Here is a 20313-nt window from a genome sequence, read left to right on the forward strand (position 1 = left end):
CCCCTACCCCTCCTTCCTGCGCTCCAGCGCCGCCTGGTAGAGGTCGCGACGGCCGAGGCCCGTCGCCTCGGCGACCTCGGCGGCGGCGTCCTTGAGGCGGGTGCCGGAGGCGACCAGCGCGAGCACCTGCTCCAGCGCCGAGTCGGGGTCGGCGGAGCGGCGGGGCGCGCCGGCGACGACGATCGCGATCTCGCCGCGCACGCCATCGGCCGCCCAGGCGGCGAGCTCGGCGGCGGTGCCGCGGCGGACCTCCTCGTACAGCTTCGTCAGTTCGCGGCACACCACGACGCGGCGGTCGGCGCCCAGTTCGGCGGCGAGGTCGGCGAGGGAGGCGGCGAGCCGGTTCGGCGACTCGAAGAACACCATGGTCCGGGGCTCGGCCGCCAGTGCGCGCAGAGCGGACCGCCGCTCCCCCGGCTTGCGCGGCAGGAAGCCCTCGAACGTGAAGCGGTCGGTGGGGAGGCCGGAGACGGCGAGCGCCGTCAGCACCGCGCTCGGGCCGGGCAGGGCCGTGACGCCGACGCCCGCGGCGGCCGCGGCCTCCACCAGGTGGAATCCGGGGTCGGAGACGGTGGGCATGCCGGCGTCGGAGAGCACGACGACGTCGCCGTCGCGGGCGAGGTCGACGAGCTCGCCCGCGCGGTCGCGCTCGTTGTGGTCGTGGAGGGCGATCAGCCGCGGGCGGTTGGCGACGCCGAGCCCGGCGAGGAGGCGCTGGGCGACCCTGGTGTCCTCGGCGGCGACGACGGCGGCCTCGCCGAGCACCTCGATCAGGCGGGCGGAGGCGTCGCCGAGGTTGCCGATGGGGGTGGCGGCGAGGATGATCATGCGATCCAGTGTGCCAGGCGGGGTCGGCCCGAGTTCTGCACAGCGAGGCGCGGGACCGCGGCTCTGCACAGATCGTGCGCCTCCAGCCGATCCCTGGGTGCCGCGCCCTAGCATGGCGTGGTGACCTCCCTTCCGCTCACCGATCCCGCCCCTGCGCCGGCGGCTCCGGCCGTGCCGCTCGGCAGCAGGCTCGACGACTGGTGGGCGCGCGTCCTGGGCACGCCGCTGCGGCTGCGGCTCTGGTACTGGGGGGCGCCGATCGGCGTGACGCTGCTGGCGGCGATCCTGCGGCTGTGGGGCCTGGGCACTCCGCACGCCCTCGTCTTCGACGAGACCTTCTACGTGAAGGACTCGTGGACGCTCCTGCACCTCGGCTACGAGGGCAGCTGGCCCGACAAGGCGGACCAGCGGTTCAACTCCGGGTCGGTCGACATCTTCGAGAGCAGTCCGTCGTTCGTGGCGCATCCGCCGCTCGGCAAGTGGATCATCGCGCTCGGCATGGCGGCGACGGGGGCGGGCAATGCGTTCGGCTGGAGGCTGTCGACGGCGATCGTCGGCATCCTCGCTGTCTTCGTGGTGTTCCTCATCGCGCGGGCGCTGTTCCGGTCGACCATGATCGCGACCATCGCCGGCTTCCTGCTCGCGATCGACGGGCACGCGATCGTGATGAGCCGGGTGGCCCTGCTCGACAACTCGGTCATGTTCCTCGCCTTGCTGGCGTTCGGCTGCCTCCTGCTCGACCGGAGGTGGCACGCCGAGCGACTGGCCGCGCGGATCGCCGCCGAGCGGTCGCAGGGACGCGACCCCGCCTGGGGGCCCGTGCTGTGGTGGCGGCCGTGGCTGATCGCGGCGGGGCTGCTGTGCGGGCTGTGCGCGGGGGTGAAGTGGAGCGGGTTCTACTTCCTCGCCTTCTTCGCCGTCTACACGGTCATCGTCGACGCGGTGGCGCGGCGGCGCGAGGGCATCGCCTTCTACGCCAGCGGTGCGCTGCTCAAGCAGGCGCCGGCGACGTTCGTGCTGATGGTCCCCATCGCCTTCGTCGCGTACGTGGCCACGTGGACCGGCTGGATCGTCACCGACGGCGGCTACTACCGGCACTGGGCGGAGTCGGTGCACTCGCAGTGGGGCGGGCTGCTGTCGTGGGTGCCGCTCTGGGTGCAGAACCTCTGGCACTACCAGACCGAGATGTACAACTACAGCATCAACCTCCACGTGCCGCACCCGTATCAGTCGAACCCGCTCACCTGGCTGCTGCAGATCCGGCCGACGAGCATGTATTACGTCGGCACCACGCAGGGGCAGGCCGGGTGCATGGACTCCAGCTGCTCGGCGGCGATCACGTCGCTCGGCAACCCGCTGATCTGGTGGGCGGCGACGGCGGCGGTGCTGTATGTGATCTACCGGCTCGTGCGCTACCGCGAGTGGAGGCTGGGGCTGATCCTCACGGGGCTCGCAGCCGGGTACGTGCCGTGGATCCTGTACATGGGCCGGACGATCTTCACGTTCTACTCGATCGCCTTCGAGCCCTACCTGATCCTCGCGCTGACGGCGGTGATCGCGCTGGTGCTGGGATCGCGGCGGGATCCGGAGCCGCGGCGGAGGGCGGGGATCGCCTGGGTGACGGTGTTCCTCGTCGCGGCGACGCTGGTGAGCGCCTTCTTCTGGCCGATCTGGACGGCGCAGCAGGTGCCGTTCTGGTTCTGGCAGATCCACATGTGGCTGCCCAGCTGGGTGTGACGGCCCTACCCCGCAAGACCTGTCGAGGTGTCGGGGGCCGGTGGTAGACCGAGGGGTATGACCGACGACGAGCGCAACCACCCCGCCCCCAGCGATGCCGAGCTCGACCGGCTCGACCTCGTCCCGCTGCCCGGCAGCGAGCGGCCCGCCCGGCCGGGCTTCCGGGCGCACGGCGCCCTCCCGCCCGAGGCCCCCGTCTCCGCGACGCTGGTGCTGCGGCGGCGGGCCCCGCTCACGGACGACGCCTTCTCGGCGCCCCTCAGCCGCGACGAGCTCGCCGAGCGGTACGGGGCCTCCCCCGACGACATCGCGGTCGTCACCTCCACGCTGGAGCCGCTCGGGGTCGCCGTCGAGGAGGTGAGCGCGGCCGAGCGGCGCATCCGCGTCTCCGGGCCGGCGCGGGTCATCGCGCGGGTGTTCGGGACGGACCTCGCCCAGTCGCTCCCCGAGGTCGAGGGAACGGCCGACGAGGAGGCGACCCCGCCCTCCCCCGCCTACCGCCAGCGCACCGGCGGGCTGAGCGTCCCCGCACCGCTGGCCGGGGTCGTCACGGCCGTGCTGGGGCTCGACGACCGGCCGCAGGCGCGGGCGCAGCTCCGGCTGGTCCGGCCCGCCGCGGTCTCCACCAGCTACACGCCTCCCCAGCTCGGCGCCGTCTACGCGTTCCCCGAGGGAACGGACGGCAGCGGGCAGAGAATCGCCATCATCGAGCTGGGCGGCGGCTACGTGCAGGAGGATCTCGACACCTACTTCGCCTCCCTCGGCATCCCGACGCCGACGGTGCGCGCGGTCGGGATCGACGGCGGGTCGAACAAGCCGGAGGGCGACCCGAACGGCGCCGACGGCGAGGTGATGCTCGACATCGAGGTCGCCGGCGCGCTCGCGCCCGGCGCTGAGATCGTCGTCTACTTCGCGCCCAACACCGACGCCGGGTTCCTCGACGCCGTGAGCACGGCCGCGCACGCCGAGCCGACGCCCGCCGCCATCAGCATCAGCTGGGGGCAGTCGGAGGACCAGTGGACCGCGCAGGCCCGCACCGCCTTCGACGAGGCCCTGCAGGACGCCGCAGCGCTCGGCGTCACCACCACCGCCGCGGCCGGCGACGACGGCAGCAGCGACCGCGTGGGCGACGGCCGGGCGCACGTCGACTTCCCCGCGTCCTCCCCGCACGCCCTCGCGTGCGGGGGCACCCGCCTCGAGGCCGACGCCGACACCGGGGCCGTGCGCTCCGAGACGGTGTGGAACAACGGCGCGGGAGGCGGCGCGACCGGTGGCGGCGTCAGCGCGGTCTTCCCCCTCCCGTCGTGGCAGAGCGGCGTCGGCGTGCCGTCGGGCGAGAACGGCGATGACCAGGGCGGCGCGGCCAACGGTCCCGGCGGACGCGGCGTCCCCGACGTGTCCGCCGTGGCGGACCCGCAGACCGGCTATCGCATCCGCGTCGACGGCCGGGACACCGTCATCGGCGGCACCAGCGCCGTGGCCCCGCTCTGGGCTGCCCTCGTCGCGCGCATCGTGCAGTCGACCGGGCGTCCGCTCGGCCTCGCCCAGCCCACGCTGTACGACTCGGTGCGCGCCGGGCAGGTGGCCGCCGGGTTCCGCGACATCACGGTCGGCGACAACGGCGCCTACCGGGCGGGCAACGGCTGGGACGCGTGCACGGGCCTGGGCGTGCCCGACGGAGCGGCGCTGCTCGGGGCGCTGTAAGGCGGCTCCTCGCGCCGCTCGGCAGCACTGCAACAGCACGGGTGCGACTCCGCCCGTCACCCCGCCGGCCCACGCACCCCGAACGGGGGTGAGGCGGGCGTGCGCGGCGCGCCGATACGCTCGCGGCGTGCATCCACACCCGAATCGGCGCCCCGTGCGCTCTGCGCCTTCCGCGCGCCCTGCGCGCCGTGCGCGCACCACGCGCTCCGTGCGCTCCGCCCTGCTCGGCGCCGCCACCGCGGTCGTCACGCTCGCCGCACTGGCGACCGCTCCCCTCCCCGCCTCCGCCGCCAACACCTACGGCGTCGGCGGAACCATCACGTACGCCGTGCCCTCCTCCGCGGCGAAGACCGTCGTCCGGCTCTACCCGGTCAGCGGCACCCCGGCCGCGGCGGGCGGCAAGTACGCCACCACGGCGAGTGGAGGCCACTGGGGCATCACCGGCGTCGCAGCCGGTCGGTACCGCGTGCTGTTCAGCGCCTCCACCGGGGACAACGCCGCCAACGCCGCCGTGTGGCTGGGCGGGACGCCGTACGAGGACAAGGCCAGAGTCATCGACGTCGGCCGGCAGGCCACCAACGACCTCGCCGTGACGCAGCCGGCCGCCGGCTCCATCAGCGGCACGCTCACGCTGCCCACCGGCCAGAACGACCGCCGGGGCGTGCAGGCGTGGCTGTTCAACCACGACACCGGCCTCTACGAGCGGGCGCAGGGCGTCACCACCGGCGCCGTCACGAGCACCGGCAACTACACGGTCCGCGGGCTCGCCGCCGGCGACTACATCGTGCGGTTCGCCGACCGCAACGGCATGAACCCGCGCTTCGCCACCCGGTACTACCCGGGCGGCGAGTACCAGTGGGACTCGGACCAGGTCACGGTCACGGCGGGCGCCGAGCGCACCGGGATCGACGGCTCGACCGGCCCGTGGGGCTGGTACAGCGGGCGACTGGCCGGCGCCGACCGGTTCGCGACGTCCGCCGCCATCTCGTCCGCGTACTGGGCCGCCGGCACGAGCGGCGACAGCCGGGTCGTGTTCGTCGCGAACGGCACCGCGTTCCCCGACGCGCTGAGCGCGAGCGCGGCCGCCTCCGTGCTGGGCGGCCCCCTGCTGCTCAGCCGGCAGGACTCGCTGCCCGACACCACCTGGAAGGAGCTGCAGCGCTACAAGCCGAGCGTGGTCGCCGTGATCGGCGGCACCGCCTCCATCGGCGACGCGGTCTGGAAGCAGCTCGGCCGGCTCGGCGCGGTGACGAAGAAGGAGGTGTCCCTCGTGCGCCTCGCGGGTGCCGACCGCTACGAGACCTCGCGCAAGGTCGTCGACACCGTCTTCGGCGGCGCGCCGGTCAACAGCGTCTTCATCGCCACCGGCACCAACTTCCCCGATGCGCTCGTGGCGGGCTCCGCCGCGGGCTACCGCTGGGGACCGCTGCTGCTGGTCAACGGGTCGGCCGGCAAGCTGGACGCCCCCACGAAGGCGCTCATCGCCTCCCTCAGCCCGTCCCGCATCTACATCGTGGGTGGGGTGAACTCGGTGTCGAACGGCATCCAGGCCGACCTCGCCACGCTGAACCGGCCCGAGGTCCTGCGGCTCGCCGGTGCCGACCGGTTCGGCACCGCGCAGGCGGTCAATCGCGAGGTGTTCCCGTTCGCCGACGAGGCCTTCGTCGCGAACGCGCTCACCTTCCCGGACGCACTGTCGATCTCAGCGGTCGCCGGCAGCCTCGGCGCCCCGCTGCTGCTCGCGCCTCCGACCTGCATCCCGTACGGGGAGGTCGTCGACGCGACCGCGCTCGGCGTCTCGACGTACTGGGCGGTCGGCGGCACCGCCTCCCTCAGCACGGCGGTCACCGACCTCACCATGTGCGACAAGGGCCAGTACGGGATGTCGTCGGCGCTGTCGGCGGAGGTCGGAGTCCCCGAGACCGGCGCGGTGCAGCCGGCGGACCCGTCGACGCAGATCGACCGGCGCACGGCCGCGGAGACGCGGTTCGGAGCCGGCGACGCCGCCAGACCGAGCGCCGACCGGCTGACCACCGGGGGCTGAACCGCAGCCGTCCGATGACGGAGGACTGCGGAGTGCTCGCCAGAATGGATCGGTGAGCACTCCGCAGAATCCGCCGCACGAGCGGATCCGTCCCCGCCCGTCCGTCCCGTGGCTGCCCGGCGTCGCCGTGGCCGCGGTCGCGGCGGCAGCGGCGTGGGGCGTGCACTGGCTGGTGCCGGCGGTCCCGCTGCTGACGGCCGCGGTGGTGCTCGGCATCGTGGTCGGACAGGTCCCGGCGGCCCGCCCCGCGCTGAACGGCGTGCTGGGGCCGGGGCTCTCGCTCAGCGCGAAGCGGCTGATGCGCATCGGCGTCGTGCTGCTCGGCCTCAAGCTGAGCCTCGGCGATATCGCCGGCCTCGGCTGGGTGACCATCGCGACCACCGTCGGCATCGTGCTGCTGTCGTTCGCCGGCACCTTCTGGATCGGGAGGCTGTTCCGCCTCCCCGGGCACCAGCCGCTGCTGCTCGCGACCGGCTTCTCGATCTGCGGCGCGTCGGCGATCGGGGCGATGAGCGGTGTCGTCAAGCCGAAGGACGAGGAAGCCGCCACACCGGTCGCGCTCGTGACCCTGTGCGGCACGCTCGCGATCTTCGTGCTCCCGCTGCTCTGGCATCCGCTCGGGCTGAGCGCCGTGCAGTTCGGGCACTGGGTCGGCGCGGGCGTGCACGACGTCGGCCAGGTCGTCGCGACGGCCCAGCTCGCCGGCCCCGCGGCGCTCGCGGTCGCGGTCGTCGTCAAGCTCACGCGGGTGCTGATGCTCGCACCCGTCGTCGCCGTCGCCGCGGTGGTCGAGCGCCGCCGGCACGTGGCAGGCGACCCGACCGTGAAGCGGCCGCCGATCGTCCCGCTCTTCGTCGCCGGGTTCATCGCGGCGGTGCTGGTGCGGTCGTTCGTGCCGCTGCCTCCCGTAGTCCTCGACGCGGCGGACACCCTGCAGACCGTGGTGCTGGCGATGGCGCTGTTCGGGCTGGGGACGGCCGTGCGCCTCCGCTCGCTGCTCGGCACCGGCTGGCGCGCCCTGGCGACCGGGCTGCTCTCGTGGGCGCTGATCGCCGCGCTCGCGCTCGGCGCCGTCTGGATCTCCTGACCTCCCTCCCTCGCCCTCCCCATCGGTTTGTCACGACATGCCGCGCGCGGCCGGAGCCGCACGGCGTGTTGCGCCAAATCGATGCAGGGGCTGTGGAGAAGCGGCTCTGCAGAAGAAAGACGGACGACTCAGTGGTCGACGAGCTTCAGGCCCACCACGCACGCGACCAGGCCCAGGATGAGCAGCACCCGCACGAGCGAGAAGCCCTCGCCGCCGAAGATCATCGCGTAGAGCACGGTCAGCGCGGCGCCGATGCCGACCCATACCGCGTAGGCGGTGCCGATCGGGATGCTGCGCATCGCGAACGCGAGGCCGGCCATCGAGCCGGCCAGCCCGACCACGAAGACGACCGACGGCCAGAGCTTCGTGAACCCCGCGGATAGACCGAGCGCGGTGGCCCAGACGGCCTCCAGGACGCCGGAGAGGACGAGGATGATCCAGGACATGCTGACTCCCATGGCCAGTCTTGTCGCTCACCGGGTACTGATCCGTCGTCCGGGACCGCCGTCGCGGGGGTCTGCGACCAGGCTAGCAAGGCACCCTGTGCAGGTCCCGGGCAGCCGGGTACCGCACCCGCCGGCGCCGCGCCTCCCCCGGTTGCGGCGTGTTACAGCGTGCGGGAGGCGCCCGGCGCGCTCTCGGGTAGCGTGACCGCATGGCAGATCGCGAATATGGCTTCCGCACGCGTGCGATCCACGCGGGCAACATCCCCGACCCGGTGACCGGCGCCCGCGCCCTGCCGATCTACCAGACCAGCGCCTTCGTGTTCGACGACTCCGCCGACGCGGCCGCGCGCTTCGCACTGCAGAAGTACGGCAACATCTATTCGCGCGTCGCGAACCCGACCGTCGCCTCCTTCGAGGAGCGCATCGCGAGCCTCGAGGGCGGCCTCGGCGCCGTCGCCACCGCCTCCGGTCTGAGCGCGCAGTACATCACCTTCGCGTCGCTCGCCGGCGCGGGCGACCACATCGTCGCCTCCGCCAACCTCTACGGCGGCTCGATCACGCAGCTCGACGTGACGCTGCGCCGCTTCGGCGTCGAGACCACGTTCGTGCAGAGCGCCGACCCGGCCGACTACGCCGCCGCGATCACCGACCGCACCAAGGTCGTCTTCGCCGAGACCGTCGCCAACCCCTCCGGCGAGATCGCCGACATCGAGGGGCTCGCGGAGGTCGCCCACGCTGCCGGCGTGCCGCTCGCGATCGACTCCACGATCGCCACCCCGTACCTCAACCGGCCCATCGAGTGGGGAGCCGACATCGTCATCCACTCGGCCACCAAGTTCCTCGGCGGGCACGGCACGACGCTCGGCGGCGTGGTCGTGGAGAGCGGGAGGTTCGACTGGGACAACGGGAAGTTCCCGCTCTTCCACGAACCCGTCCCGTCCTACGGCGGGCTGCAGTGGTCGGGGAACTTCGGCGAGTATGCCTTCCTCACCCGGCTGCGCGCGGAGCAGCTGCGAGACATCGGACCGGTGCTGGCGCCGCATTCGGCGTTCCTGCTCGCGACCGGTGTGGAGACCCTCCCGTACCGCATCCAGGCGCACATCGATAACGCGCGGAAGGTCGCCGAGTGGCTCGACGCCGACCCGCGCATCGAGAAGGTGTACTGGGCCGGGCTCCCGGAGCACCCGCACCACGACCGCGCGCAGAAGTACCTCGGCGGCAACCCGGGCAGCGTCTTCAGCTTCGTCGTGAAGGGCGGCCGCGCGGTCGGGCAGAAGCTGATCGAGTCGGTGAACCTCGCCAGCCACCTCGCCAACATCGGCGACGCCAAGACGCTCGTGATCCATCCCGCCTCCACCACCCACGCCCAGCTGACGGAGCAGCAGCTGCTCGACGCGGGCGTGCTGCCGGGCGTCGTGCGCATCAGCGTCGGCATCGAGGACGCGGACGACATCATCTACGATCTGGACCAGGCGCTCAGCATCGCCGTGGAGGAGAACGCATGACGATCACGGACACCACCGCCGCATCGGGCGAGACCGCGGACGTCCAGCTGGTCAACGGCCTGAGCTGCTCGGTCCCGGCGGACTCGCCGCTGGCGAAACTGCTGCGCACGCAGCGCACCTGGGTCGGGCCCGACGCGAAGGAGCGGCTCAAGATCCTCCGCTCGGCGAAGTCGGTCGCGATCGTCGGCGCCTCGCCCAACCCGGCGCGGTCGAGCTACTTCGTCGGCACCTACCTGCAGCAGTCGACGGACTTCCGGGTGTACTTCGTGAACCCGAACGCCGACACCATCCTCGGCGAGAAGGCGTACCCCGACCTGGCGTCGCTTCCGGAGGTGCCGGACATCGTCGACGTGTTCCGCAAGCCGAGCGACATCCCCGCCGTCATCGACGAGGTCGTCGCGATCGGCGCGCCGACCATCTGGGTGCAGCTCGGCATCTGGAACCAGGAGGCCGCCGAGTACGGCGAGTCGAAGGGCCTGACCGTCGTCATGGACCGCTGCATCAAGATCGAGCACGCCCGCTTCCACGGCGGCCTGCACCTGCTCGGCTTCGACACGGGCCAGATCACGGCGCGCAAGACCATCCGCTAGCTCCGCCGCGCTCGCGCAGCCGCGCAGCCGCCGGGTACGCGAGGGGGCGGGGAAGCGGGCGCGGGTCAGGCGCGGGCGATCACGTGGAAGACGTGCCAGTGCTTCGGGCCCTCGAAGGACATGCCGCGGCGGTCGTCCTCGACGAGCTGCAGCACCTCCATGCCGGCGAGCATGCCCTCGACGCCTGCCCGGTCGTGGAAGTTCATGCGCGGGCGGCCGAACCAGTCGTCGTGCGGGCCGAACAGCTCGCCCGCGACCAGTCCACCCGGCCGCAGCGCCTCCCGGATGTCCGCCCACAGGTACGGGAAGTGCCCCGGTTCGCAGAACGGCAGCGCGAAGCCCGCGTACACGAGGTCGGTCTCGGGCAGCGGCCCCAGCTCCTCGAACGAGGTGCGCCGCACGCGGACCCGAGCGGCCGCCTCCGCCGGGAGCCCGGCGAGCACGCGCTCCTCGACCCCGGCGTCGGAGTCCGTCGCGAGCACGGTCCAGCCCGACTCCGCCAGTGCGCGGGTCTCGACCCCGTCGCCGCAGCCGAGGTCGACGGCGTCGCCGGGCGGCGCGTCGCTCCGCAGCGCGAGCGCACGCTCGAAGGTCGGACGCACCCCGCGACCGCCCTGCTGCTCGTAGAAGCGGGACCAGTCGAACGCCATGCGGCCGAGCCTACGCGCTGCCGGCCCCGCGGTGCCGTCCGCGCTGGCTAAGATCACCGGGTGGAGTCCGCCCCTTCGTCGAGCGACGCCGTCCCGAGCGACGCCGTCCCGAGCGACGCCGTCCTCGGCATCGCCACGCCCCGGGTCGCCGTGCTGGGGCCGGTGCTGGTGGAGGACCGCGCCGGCAGGCTGGCCGAGCCCACCGGAACGCTCGGCAAGAGCCTCATCGTCGCGCTCGTGCTCGCCCGCGGCGCCGCATCGGTCGCGTCGCTCGTCGCCGACCTGTGGGACGACGCCCCGCCGCGGCAGGAGCGCGCCGCCCTCCAGACCCTCGTCTCGCGCCTGCGCACGACGGCCGCCGACGGCCTGCTGCGCTCGACGCCCGGCGGCTACGCGCTCGCCGTCACGGCCGACGCGACCGATCTCGGTCTCGCGCGCCTCCACCGCGACCGCTCCCGCGCAAGCCTCGGCGCCGGAGACGCACCCGAGGCGGCGCAGGAGGCGACGGAGGGGCTTGCCCTCTGGCGCGGCGAGCCGGGCGCCGAACTCGGCGGCTCCCCGCTGGCCGACGAGCTCGCCCGCACCGCCGCCGACCTGCGCGAGGAGCTGCTGCTGGTCCGCGCCCGCGCGCGCGTCGCCGCCGGCGACCCCGAGTCGGCGCTCGCCGACCTCCGCCCGCTCGTCGCTGCCCGGCCGCTCGACGAGCAGCTGCGCGCCGAGTGGATGCGCACCCTCGCCCGCGCGGGCCGCCGCAGCGAGGCCCTGCTCGCCTTCGCGGAGATCAAGGAGGCGCTGCTCGACCGGCTGGGAACGCGTCCGGGTCCGGAGCTGGTCGCGCTCAACGCGCGGCTGCTCAGCGAGGAGGAGCCGGGAGGAACCGTCCTCGGCGCCGACGGGCCCGCCGCGATCGCATCTGACGAAACCGGCTCGGTCGACTCCACCGCCGACGACGCCTCCGCGCACGACGCCTCCGCGCACGACGCCTCCGCGCACGACGCCTCCGCGCACGACGCCTCCGCGCACGACGCCTCCGCCGCCGGCACCGTCGCCACTCCCGCCGCTCCGTCCCGCCGCCTCCGCATCGGCCTGCGCTCGGCGCCGAACCCACTGCTCGGGCGCGACGGCGACCTGGCGGCCGTCGAGGAGCTGCTCACGACCTCCCGGTTGGTCACGGTCCTCGGCGCCGGCGGCCTCGGCAAGACGCGGCTGGCGCTGGAGGTGGGCCACCGGGCGAGCGCGCTGCCGGCCGTCGTGGTGGTCGAGCTGGCGGGCGTGCGCTCGGGCGACGACCTCGACCTCGCCTTCGCGACGACGCTGGGCATCCGGGAGCAGCGCAGCGGCCGGGCCGCCGAGCCGGGCGCCCAGCTGGACCTGCGCTCCCGCATCCTCGGACTGCTCTCCGAGCGGGAGACGCTGCTCGTCGTCGACAACTGCGAGCACATCGTCGATGCCGCAGCGGCGTACGTCGCCGACATCCTCGACTCCACCAGCACGGTGCGGGTGCTCGCGACGAGCCGCGCACCGCTCGCGATCGGCGCCGAGCAGGTGTACCCGCTGGCGCCGCTCGCGAGCGCCGACGACGGTCCGGCCGTGCAGCTCTTCATGCAGCGGGCGCGGGCGGCCCGGCCGGGTGTCGTGCTGCAGCCGGAGGTCGTGGCACGGCTCTGCGACCGGCTCGACGGCCTCCCCCTGGCCATCGAGCTCGCCGCCGCGCGCGCCCGCTCGCTCGCGGTGGAGGAGATCGAGCGCCGGCTCGGCGACCGGTTCGCGCTACTCACCGGCGGCGAGCGCACGGCTCCCGAACGTCACCGCACCCTGCTGGCGGTCATCGACTGGAGCTGGAACCTGCTCGACCGGTCGCAGCAGGCGCTGCTGCGGCGGCTGTCGATCTTCCCCGACGGCTTCAGCGCGGAGGCGGCGGAGGCGATGGAGGCGGCGGAGGCCGGGCAGGCCCACCCGGACATCCTCGACGACCTCGATGCGCTCGTCGCGCAGTCGCTCGTGACCGTCAGCGAGGATCCCGAGACGGGCATCCTGCGCTACCGCATGCTCGAGACCGTGCGCGAGTTCGGCGACCGGGAGCTGGAGCGCGCCGGCGAGACCGCGCTCGCCCGTGACGGCATGGACGCGTGGGCGCGCGCGTTCGCGACGGCGGCCATCGAGCGCATGCACGGGCGTGACCTCGTGCCCACCTTCGCCCGCGTCACCTCCGAGCAGGACAACCTGCTGGCGGTGCTGCGCTCCGCCCTCGAGAGCGGGCGGCCCGGCGTGGTGGCGCACGTGTACGCGGTGCTCTCGTACTACTGGTCGCTGCGCAGCGCGCACTCCGAGGTGCTCGCCTTCGGAGGTCCGGTCATGGACGCGCTGCGCGGCTGGGAGCCGGACGCCGCGGACCGCGACGCAGCGGCCGTCTGCTTCACCGTGATCGGCGGGACGTTCCTCTACGCCGATCTGCGCACCTCCGCCCGTGCGATCTCGCGGCTCAAGCGGCTGCAGCGGACGTCGGCGTTCGGAGACCCGCGGCTGGAGGCGATCGCCGCGCTGGTCGCGAGCGCGGGCAACGTCGACGCCGGCATGGCCGTGCTCGCCCGGCTCAGCGACTCCCCCCAGCCCGAGCTGGCCGTCATGGGGTGCCTGCTGTCGACGCAGCTGAAGGAGAACGCGGGCGAGCTCGACGAGGCGCTGGCGACCGCCGAGCGCGCCTACGGGCTGGGCCTGCGGTCGGAGGACGCCTGGGCGACCGCCTCCGCCGCACAGGCGCTGGCCCAGCTGTACAGCCAGCTGGCGCGCCCGGTGGAGGCGCTGGTCTGGGCCGAGCGCGCGCACGACGGACTGCGGCTGCTGGGCGCGGCGGGCGACCTCCGGCAGCTCGACTGGCTGATCGCCGTCAACGCGATCGGCACCGGCGACCTGGAGCGCGGGCGGGCACTGCTCGAGGGCTACCTCGACGCGGAGATCGACCGCACCGGCTTCGACTACGTCGATTTCTACGGCACCGCCTACAGCGGCCTCGCCGAGATCGCGCTCGCCGAGGGCGACCTCGCGGGCGGCATCCGGCTCTACGGCCAGGCCGTCGGCGTCTTCACCGACGAGGCGACCGCCGAGCGGGAGGCCCTCGCGGCGCCCTGGCTGACCATCCTCGGCGCCGCCCACCTCGCCGTGCTGATCCGCGCGCACCACGAGCTGCCCGACGCGGTCGACTGGACGCAGACCGACGACACCGCCCGCCGCCTCCGCACCCGCCTGCTCGTGAACTCGCGGCTGAACCCGGCGTACCTCGACAAGCCCGTGGTCGGCGCGGGGCTGCTGGGCTATGCGGTGTGGATGCTCGACCCGCGCACGGTCGCGGAGCATGCGAGCGCATCCGCGGGGCGTCGCGACTGGCTGTCCCTGGGCCTGGAGCTGTTCGCCCTCGCCGGCCAGGCCAACTCCCGGCAGGACCTCGCGAGCCTCGACCGCGCGACCCTCTCGGCACGCGTCCGCGAGGCGTGGGGGGCCGAGCGGCTGGAGGCCGCGATCGCGTCGGTCTCCGGGCTCGGCCGCGACGCGGCGGCAGTGCGTGGGCTGGAGCTGCTGGCGGCGGCGCGGGGGTAGACGCCATCGCTCCCGGACTTCTGCACGTCCGCGAGCGGCGTGTCGCGGGCAGAAGTCCAGGAGCGATGGTGTGGCGTCGTTACGCCTTACGCATGTAGGCGCGGACCGTCAGCGGCGCGAACACCGCGACGATCACGGCGGCGCCGAGGAGCGCCAGCCAGGCGTCGGCGCCGAACGTGCCGTGGTTGGCCAGCTCGCGCACCGCGGTGACCAGGTGCGACACCGGATTGATGGTCGCGAACCAGCGCAGCCAGCCGGGAAGGGTGTCGAGCGGCACGTAGGCGTTCGAGAGGAACGTCAGCGGGAACAGCACCAGGAACGAGATGCCCTGCACCGACCCGGCCGTGCGCGCGATGACGCCGAAGAAGGCGAAGATCCAGCTGATCGCCCACGAGCTGACGATCACGAGCAATCCGGCGGCGACGACCCCGAGGATGCCCCCACCCGGGCGGTAGCCCATCAGGAAACCGACGACGAAGGTGATCGTCGTGGCGATCGTGTAGCGCAGGGTATCGGCCAGCAGCGCGCCCGAGAGCGGCGCGATGCGGGCGATCGGCAGCGACTTGAAGCGGTCGAACACGCCCTTGTCCATGTCCTCGCGCAGCTGCACGCCGGTGACGACGGAGGTCGTGATGACGGTCTGCACGAGGATGCCGGGGATCAGCTGCGGCAGGTACGACTGGACGTTCCCGGCGATCGCGCCGCCGAAGATGTAGGCGAACATCAACGTGAAGATGATCGGCTGCAGCGTGACGTCGAACAGCTGCTCGGGCGTCCGCTTGATCTTCAGCAGGCCGCGGTAGGCCATGGTGACCGTGTTGGCGAGCGTCTGGCTGACGCTGACGTGGTTCTTGAGGTTCCGCTCGGCGGGCGGGGTGATGGTGGCGATGGCGCTCATGCGTCGACCTTCTCTGCGTTCTTCGCGGTGTCCTCGCCGGGCTCGCCGGCGCTCTGGTCCTCGGCTCCGTGACCGGTGAGGGTGAGGAAGACCTCGTCGAGCGTCGGCTTCTGGACCGACATCTCGCTCAGGTGGATCCCGGCCTCGCGCAAGGTGACGAACAGGTCCGTCACCGCGTCGGCGTCGCGCATCGGCGCGGTGATGCGCGACCCCTCCGGCGAGACCACGCCCTCCACGCCGAGCACGCTCAGGATGGCGCGCCGGGCGTCCTCGAGGTCGGCCGAGTCGGTGAGGCGCAGCTGCAGCGACGACTCGCCCACGGACGCCTTCAGCTCGTCGCCGGTGCCCTCGGCCACCACGCGACCGCGGTCGATCACCGCGATGCGGTCGGCGAGCTGGTCCGCCTCGTCGAGGTACTGCGTCGTGAGCAGCACCGTGGAGCCGGTGGAGACGAGCCTCCGGATGGTGTCCCACATCTGGGCACGGGTGCGCGGGTCGAGGCCCGTGGTCGGCTCGTCGAGGAAGATGAGCGGCGGCTGCGCGATCAGGCTGGCCGCGAGGTCGAGCCGTCTGCGCATGCCGCCGGAGAACTTCTTCAGCGGACGCTTGGCGGCCTCCGACAGCCCGAACTCCTCGAGGAGCTCCGCGGACTTGCGCTTGGCCTCCGCCCGGCCGAGGCCGAGCAGGCGCGAGAAGATGACGAGGTTCTCGGTCGCCGACAGCGTCTCGTCGACCGACGCGAACTGCGCGGTGACGCCGATCAGCTGGCGGACGACCTGCTGCTCGCGCCGGATGTCGTGGCCGAAGACGAAGGCCTCGCCCGCGTCGGGGCGCAGCAGGGTGGCGAGCATGGAGATGGTGGTGGTCTTGCCGGCGCCGTTCGGGCCGAGCACGCCGTAGACGGTTCCGGCGCGGACGCTGAGGTCCACGCCGTCGACCGCGCGGTTGTCGCCGAAGACCTTGACGAGCCCGTGGGCTTCGACCGCCCACTCGGAGCTGCGAGTCATGGTGTCCTTCCTTCAGGATGGGGTCCCGTTTCATCGGGTGATGAACCGATGCTGACGCGGGCCGCTTGCACGGCGCTCACGCGGCGCTTGCACGGCGCTTGCACGGCGCTTGCACGGCGCTCGCACGGCCTCCAGAACCGCCGAACGGTCAGGCCGCCCGCGCCGCCTCGGCGAGCGCCGAGCGGTCGATGCCCGCGAGCTCCAGGGCGCGCGGCACGGTGCCGAGCTCCAGACCCGCGAGGGCGGCGAGGACGTCGGAGGGCGTGGTGGCGGCGGCGCGGCCGCGGAGCAGGCTGATCCGGTGGGCTCTGACCAGCACCTCCCGGGCCGAGGTCCCCCAGCGCGGGCGGCCGACGCGCGGGGAGGCGGCGAGGCGCTCCTCCGGCACCGGCTCCACGCCGGCCGCGCGCAGACCGGCGGCGCGCTCGGCACGCAGAGCCGCCTCCACCCGTTCCCGGTCCAGGCCGGCGTGCCGGAGCACGGGTCCCACCGGAGAACCGGGGTCGGCCGTGAGGGCCAGGAGCAGGTGCTCGGCCTCCACGAGGGAGGCGTTGCGCCCGCGGGCCTCGTCGATGGCGGCGACGACGAGCGCACGGAAGGCGCGGGACAGACGCTGCCCGCGGACGGGTGCGGGGAGGTCGCCCTGGTGGGAGCCGGGCTGCGAGGACTCCGGCTCGGGCTCGGGTGCGGTTGCGTCAGACATTGCGTCTCCTCAATTCGACGCCGGCGGCGGCCACCCGGCGCAGGTGCTTCTTATGCACCGCCTGCCGGGTGACACCGAGGGCGTCGGCGATCTGGCTCCAGCTCCAGCCGTCGCGGAGGGCGCGCTCGACCTCGGCGTCCTCCAGGCGGTCGGCGAGCTCGCGCAGCGCGACGACGGCCGCGAGACCGTCTGCGACACCGCCGAGCGGAGCAGGAGCGGGGGTGATGGGGGTCATGAGAGCAACTTTAGTTGCTTATAGCTATTTGTCAACTCTAGTTGCTTTGGCGACGGTTGTAGGCTGCCCGCATGGAGCTCGGCGTCGGCGTCACGGTCTGGTACGACCGGCGGCCGGGCGTCGTCGTCGAGGGGCCCGATGACGGCGGGCAGTTCCTGATCGAGTTCACCGCGGCTGACGGCGACCTCGACACGGTCTGGTGCGCGCCGGGCGACGCCGGCGTGCAGTTCCGCCACTCCTGACGGCGTGCGGCGCAGCAATCCCGCGCGTGTGCTCCTCTGCGCGCAACGGGCTCATCGCCTCCGACGTACACTGGCTGCGTGACAGCGTACGTCTCGGCCTTCGACCTCTTCTCGATCGGCATCGGCCCCTCGAGCTCGCACACGGTCGGGCCGATGCGGGCGGGGCGCGCGTTCGCCGAGCGGCTGCGCGACCAGGGTCTGCTCGACCGCGTCGACCAGGTGACCTGCACGCTGTACGGCTCGCTGGGCTCCACCGGCATCGGTCACGGCACGCCCGACGCCGTCGTCGCCGGACTCTCCGGGCTGGCTCCCGAGACCTGCTGGCCCGAGCAGGTGCGCGGCGCGTGGGCCGACATCGACCCCGCCGCCGGGCGCAGCCTCCCTCTCGCCGGGGAGCGCCCGCTGCCGTTCGCGAAGGACGACATCGCCTTCGAACCGCGCACGCGTCTCCCCGGTCACCCGAACGCCCTCACCCTGCGGGCCTGGGGCCGCTCGCCCGACGGGGTGCGGGAGGCGCTCCCGCTGGCCGAAGAGACCTTCTACTCGATCGGCGGCGGCTTCATCCGGCGCGAGGGCGAGGAGGCCGACCTCGCGGCCCGCGCACCGCATCCGCTCCCCTACGACTCGGCGGCCGAGCTGCTGGCGATCTGCGAGCGGCTCGGCATCCCGATCTGCGAGGTCGCCCGCCGCAACGAGGAGGCGCTGCACGGAGCGGACGCCACCCGCGACCGACTCGACCTCATCTGGGAGGCGATGGCCGAGTGCGTCGCCCGCGGGCTCGCCGGCGACGGCACCCTCCCCGGCGGGCTCGGTGTGAAGCGGCGGGCCGCGATGATGCGCGAGCACCTCGAGAGCGTGCAGGACGAGCCCGGCCGCGCCACCGCGCTGGAGTGGCTGCACGCCTTCGCGCTCGCCGTCAACGAGGAGAACGCGTCCGGCGGGCGCGTCGTCACCGCGCCGACCAACGGCGCGGCCGGGATCGTCCCGGCCGTCGCCCACTACTACCTGCGCTTCGTGCCCGGCGCCTCCGCCGAGGGCATCCGGCAGTATCTGCTGACCGCCACCGCGATCGGCTCGCTGTTCAAGGCCAACGCCTCCATCTCGGGCGCGGAGGGAGGCTGTCAGGCCGAGGTCGGGTCCGCCTGTGCGATGGCGGCGGGCGCCCTGTGCGCGGTCCTGGGCGGTACTCCCCGGCAGGTGGAGAACGCGGCGGAGATCGCGATGGAGCACCACCTCGGCCTGACCTGCGACCCGGTCGGCGGCCTCGTGCAGATCCCGTGCATCGAGCGGAACGCGATCGCCTCCTCCACCGCCGTGTCCGCCGCCCGGCTGGCCCTGCACGGCGACGGCTCGCACCTCGTCTCGCTCGACACCGTGATCGAGACGATGCGCCAGACGGGCCTCGACATGTCGACGAAGTACAAGGAGACGAGCGAGGGCGGCCTCGCCGTCAACGTCATCGAGTGCTGAGGGCTCGCCTCGAGTCGTGACTCGTTGCGGGTTGCGGCCGAGAAGCGACCTGATGTCACGACTCGCGGGGGTTGCGGCGGCGGCTCACGACTCGACGGGCGGGCGCCGGCGAATTACGCTCGCAGCATGACCCTGATGGACATCCCGTTCCACACCATCGACGGCGCCGAGACCTCGCTGGCCCAGTACGCCGGCACGGTGGTCCTCGTCGTGAACGTCGCGAGCCGCTGCGGGCTCGCGCCGCAGTACGAGAAGCTCGAGCAGCTGCAGGAGACCTACGGCTCGCGCGGTTTCACCGTGATCGGCTTCCCGAGCAACCAGTTCCTGCAGGAGCTTAAGACGACCGACGCCATCAAGGAGTACTGCTCCACGACGTGGGGCGTGACCTTCCCGATGATGGAGAAGGTGCGGCTCAACGGTCGCAATGCCCATCCGCTGTACGCCGAGCTCACCACGCACCCGGACGTGGAGGGCAAGGCCGGGCGGGTCACCTGGAACTTCGAGAAGTTCCTGCTCACGCCGGACGGCGCGGTGCACCGGTTCCGGCCCACGACCGAGCCGGACGACCCTCGGATCGTCGGCCTGATCGAGGAGTCGCTGCCCGCGGCGGCGTAGCGGGCCACGCGGGTCCGCGTGGTCGCACCCTCGACCCGCGCCCGCCCCTCACGCCCTCCGGAACCAGCGGCCGCCGACGCGCTCGGTGAGCCTCCACGCGTCGACGTCGGCGAGCGCGCGGAGGGCGGCGACCGTGTGCTCGGCCACGTGCAGCGCGCCCGGCACGTCGTCCGCCATGAACCGGACGGTGAGCCGCGCCTCCCCGCGCACCACGTCGATGCTCGACGCCTCGACCACGGTGAGTTCGGCCGCGGCGTCGGCGGCGGCGGGCTGGACGGCGGTGGGTGGAACACCCGGGCGGAGGAGGCCGACGGTGGCGATCACGCGGAAGGAGGGCACGCGACGAGCCTACGGCGACCTCCGCGGACGACCTGCGAACGGCTCTCGCGGCCGCGACGCGCGGAGGCGGATTGAGCAGGCTCCCAGGTGACCCGGGCGTACCCTCGACAGGCAGACGGAAGGGGGTGCGCATGCACACCGACGGAATCGACACGGGGGCGATCAGGGCCGGCGAGGTCGCCGGCGCACTGATCGAGAGGGATGCGCTCGACGCCGAGCTGTCACCCGGCGGGCTGACCGAGCGCGAGCTCGCCGAGTTCGCTGAACTGATCGAACAGCGCCGCCATGACGACATCGCCGAGGCGGAACGGCTGGCGGAGTCGCTGGGCGTGCTGCTCGCGTCGCGGTCGGAGTCGACCGCCGACGACGAGCACGACCCGGAGGGCCCGACGTTGTCGTCGGAGTGGAGCCGCCTCCAGGCGCTCCGCGTCGACGCCACCCAGGATCTGACGGCCGTCGACGCGGCACGCCAGCGCCTCGAACACGGCACCTACGGGGTGTGCACCCGCTGCGCCCGCCCGATCGGCGTCGACCGGCTGCGCGCCCGCCCGACCGCGGAGCTGTGCATCAGCTGCGCGATCGCCGTCGAGCGGTGACGCCGACCGTGCGCTGACGCGCG

The 20313-nt window shown here is 73.3% G+C and carries 19 protein-coding genes and 1 riboswitch; of the genes, 11 read left to right on the forward strand and 8 right to left on the reverse strand.

The features are described 5' to 3' along the window. Positions 1-3 precede the first annotated feature (3 nt). The gene (rsmI, locus tag P5G50_RS15595; protein WP_301212103.1) at positions 4-828 is read right to left on the reverse strand and encodes a 16S rRNA (cytidine(1402)-2'-O)-methyltransferase; all 825 of its coding nucleotides are present in this window, start codon (positions 826-828) and stop codon (positions 4-6) included. A 120-nt stretch (positions 829-948) separates the two neighbouring features. Between rsmI and P5G50_RS15600 the strand changes: the two genes are divergently transcribed. The 4 genes from P5G50_RS15600 (at position 949) to P5G50_RS15615 (ending at position 7400) form a co-directional block, all read left to right on the forward strand. Continuing rightward, entirely contained in the window at positions 949-2565 is a 1617-nt protein-coding gene (locus P5G50_RS15600) for a dolichyl-phosphate-mannose--protein mannosyltransferase (RefSeq protein ID WP_301212102.1), read from the forward strand. Between the two features lie 57 nt (positions 2566-2622). Continuing rightward, positions 2623-4269 carry a S53 family peptidase gene (locus tag P5G50_RS15605; protein WP_301212101.1) on the forward strand — a complete coding sequence of 549 codons (1647 nt, stop codon included), beginning with the start codon at positions 2623-2625 and terminating at the stop codon, positions 4267-4269. A 208-nt stretch (positions 4270-4477) separates the two neighbouring features. Continuing rightward, on the forward strand, positions 4478-6313 hold the full coding sequence (locus P5G50_RS15610; RefSeq protein ID WP_301212099.1) for a cell wall-binding repeat-containing protein: 1836 nt from the start codon (positions 4478-4480) through the stop codon (positions 6311-6313). Positions 6314-6398: 85 nt separating this feature from the next. Then, on the forward strand, positions 6399-7400 hold the full coding sequence (locus P5G50_RS15615) for a YeiH family protein (protein ID WP_301212153.1): 1002 nt from the start codon (positions 6399-6401) through the stop codon (positions 7398-7400). A 128-nt stretch (positions 7401-7528) separates the two neighbouring features. Here the strand turns inward: P5G50_RS15615 and P5G50_RS15620 are convergent, their stop codons facing one another. Continuing rightward, positions 7529-7846 (reverse strand): DMT family transporter, encoded by a 318-nt coding sequence (locus P5G50_RS15620; protein ID WP_301212098.1) that lies wholly within the window; start codon positions 7844-7846, stop codon positions 7529-7531. Positions 7847-7855: 9 nt separating this feature from the next. Next, a riboswitch (guanidine-III (ykkC-III) riboswitch) is annotated at positions 7856-7921 on the reverse strand. 134 nt (positions 7922-8055) lie between these two features. Here P5G50_RS15620 and P5G50_RS15625 point away from each other — a divergent pair. After that, entirely contained in the window at positions 8056-9351 is a 1296-nt protein-coding gene (locus P5G50_RS15625; RefSeq protein WP_301212097.1) for an O-acetylhomoserine aminocarboxypropyltransferase/cysteine synthase family protein, read from the forward strand. After that, entirely contained in the window at positions 9348-9941 is a 594-nt protein-coding gene (locus tag P5G50_RS15630) for a CoA-binding protein (RefSeq protein WP_301212096.1), read from the forward strand. Before P5G50_RS15625 ends, P5G50_RS15630 begins: the two co-directional genes overlap by 4 nt. Positions 9942-10006: 65 nt before the next feature. On the opposite strand, the gene P5G50_RS15635 is transcribed toward P5G50_RS15630, so the two are convergent. Then, positions 10007-10591 carry a class I SAM-dependent methyltransferase gene (locus P5G50_RS15635; protein WP_301212094.1) on the reverse strand — a complete coding sequence of 195 codons (585 nt, stop codon included), beginning with the start codon at positions 10589-10591 and terminating at the stop codon, positions 10007-10009. 60 nt (positions 10592-10651) lie between these two features. Here P5G50_RS15635 and P5G50_RS15640 point away from each other — a divergent pair, with 60 nt between their 5' ends. Next, the gene (locus tag P5G50_RS15640) at positions 10652-14185 is read left to right on the forward strand and encodes an AfsR/SARP family transcriptional regulator (protein ID WP_301212093.1); all 3534 of its coding nucleotides are present in this window, start codon (positions 10652-10654) and stop codon (positions 14183-14185) included. Positions 14186-14264: 79 nt separating this feature from the next. Here P5G50_RS15640 and P5G50_RS15645 read toward each other — a convergent pair whose 3' ends face one another. The 4 genes from P5G50_RS15645 to P5G50_RS15660 form a co-directional block, all read right to left on the reverse strand. Further along, entirely contained in the window at positions 14265-15083 is an 819-nt protein-coding gene (locus P5G50_RS15645) for an ABC transporter permease (RefSeq protein WP_301212092.1), read from the reverse strand. Continuing rightward, positions 15080-16090, reverse strand: a complete 1011-nt coding sequence (locus P5G50_RS15650; RefSeq protein WP_301212091.1) for an ATP-binding cassette domain-containing protein — start codon at positions 16088-16090, stop codon at positions 15080-15082. Before P5G50_RS15650 ends, P5G50_RS15645 begins: the two co-directional genes overlap by 4 nt. 148 nt (positions 16091-16238) lie before the next feature. After that, positions 16239-16793 (reverse strand): Clp protease N-terminal domain-containing protein, encoded by a 555-nt coding sequence (locus P5G50_RS15655; RefSeq protein WP_301212090.1) that lies wholly within the window; start codon positions 16791-16793, stop codon positions 16239-16241. Continuing rightward, positions 16786-17028, reverse strand: coding sequence for a helix-turn-helix domain-containing protein (locus P5G50_RS15660; RefSeq protein ID WP_301212089.1), 243 nt, complete (start codon positions 17026-17028; stop codon positions 16786-16788). Before P5G50_RS15660 ends, P5G50_RS15655 begins: the two co-directional genes overlap by 8 nt. Before the next feature lie 71 nt (positions 17029-17099). On the opposite strand from P5G50_RS15660, the gene P5G50_RS15665 reads away from it, so the two are divergent. The 3 genes from P5G50_RS15665 to P5G50_RS15675 all read left to right on the forward strand — a co-directional run bounded on the left by P5G50_RS15665 (position 17100) and on the right by P5G50_RS15675 (position 19355). Further along, positions 17100-17270, forward strand: coding sequence for a hypothetical protein (locus P5G50_RS15665; protein WP_301212088.1), 171 nt, complete (start codon positions 17100-17102; stop codon positions 17268-17270). A gap of 78 nt (positions 17271-17348) precedes the next feature. Further along, positions 17349-18740: an L-serine ammonia-lyase gene (locus P5G50_RS15670; protein ID WP_301212086.1), complete on the forward strand. Its 1392-nt coding sequence runs from the start codon at positions 17349-17351 to the stop codon at positions 18738-18740. Between the two features lie 126 nt (positions 18741-18866). Then, complete coding sequence (locus tag P5G50_RS15675) at positions 18867-19355, forward strand: glutathione peroxidase (RefSeq protein ID WP_301212085.1); 489 nt, start codon at positions 18867-18869, stop codon at positions 19353-19355. Positions 19356-19403: 48 nt separating this feature from the next. Here P5G50_RS15675 and P5G50_RS15680 read toward each other — a convergent pair whose 3' ends face one another. Then, positions 19404-19694: a hypothetical protein gene (locus P5G50_RS15680; protein WP_301212084.1), complete on the reverse strand. Its 291-nt coding sequence runs from the start codon at positions 19692-19694 to the stop codon at positions 19404-19406. Between the two features lie 131 nt (positions 19695-19825). On the opposite strand from P5G50_RS15680, the gene P5G50_RS15685 reads away from it, so the two are divergent. Next, positions 19826-20290 carry a TraR/DksA family transcriptional regulator gene (locus P5G50_RS15685; protein ID WP_301212083.1) on the forward strand — a complete coding sequence of 155 codons (465 nt, stop codon included), beginning with the start codon at positions 19826-19828 and terminating at the stop codon, positions 20288-20290. Positions 20291-20313 lie beyond the last annotated feature (23 nt).

The organism is Leifsonia williamsii (assembly GCF_030433685.1).
Lineage (GTDB): Bacteria > Actinomycetota > Actinomycetes > Actinomycetales > Microbacteriaceae > Leifsonia > Leifsonia williamsii.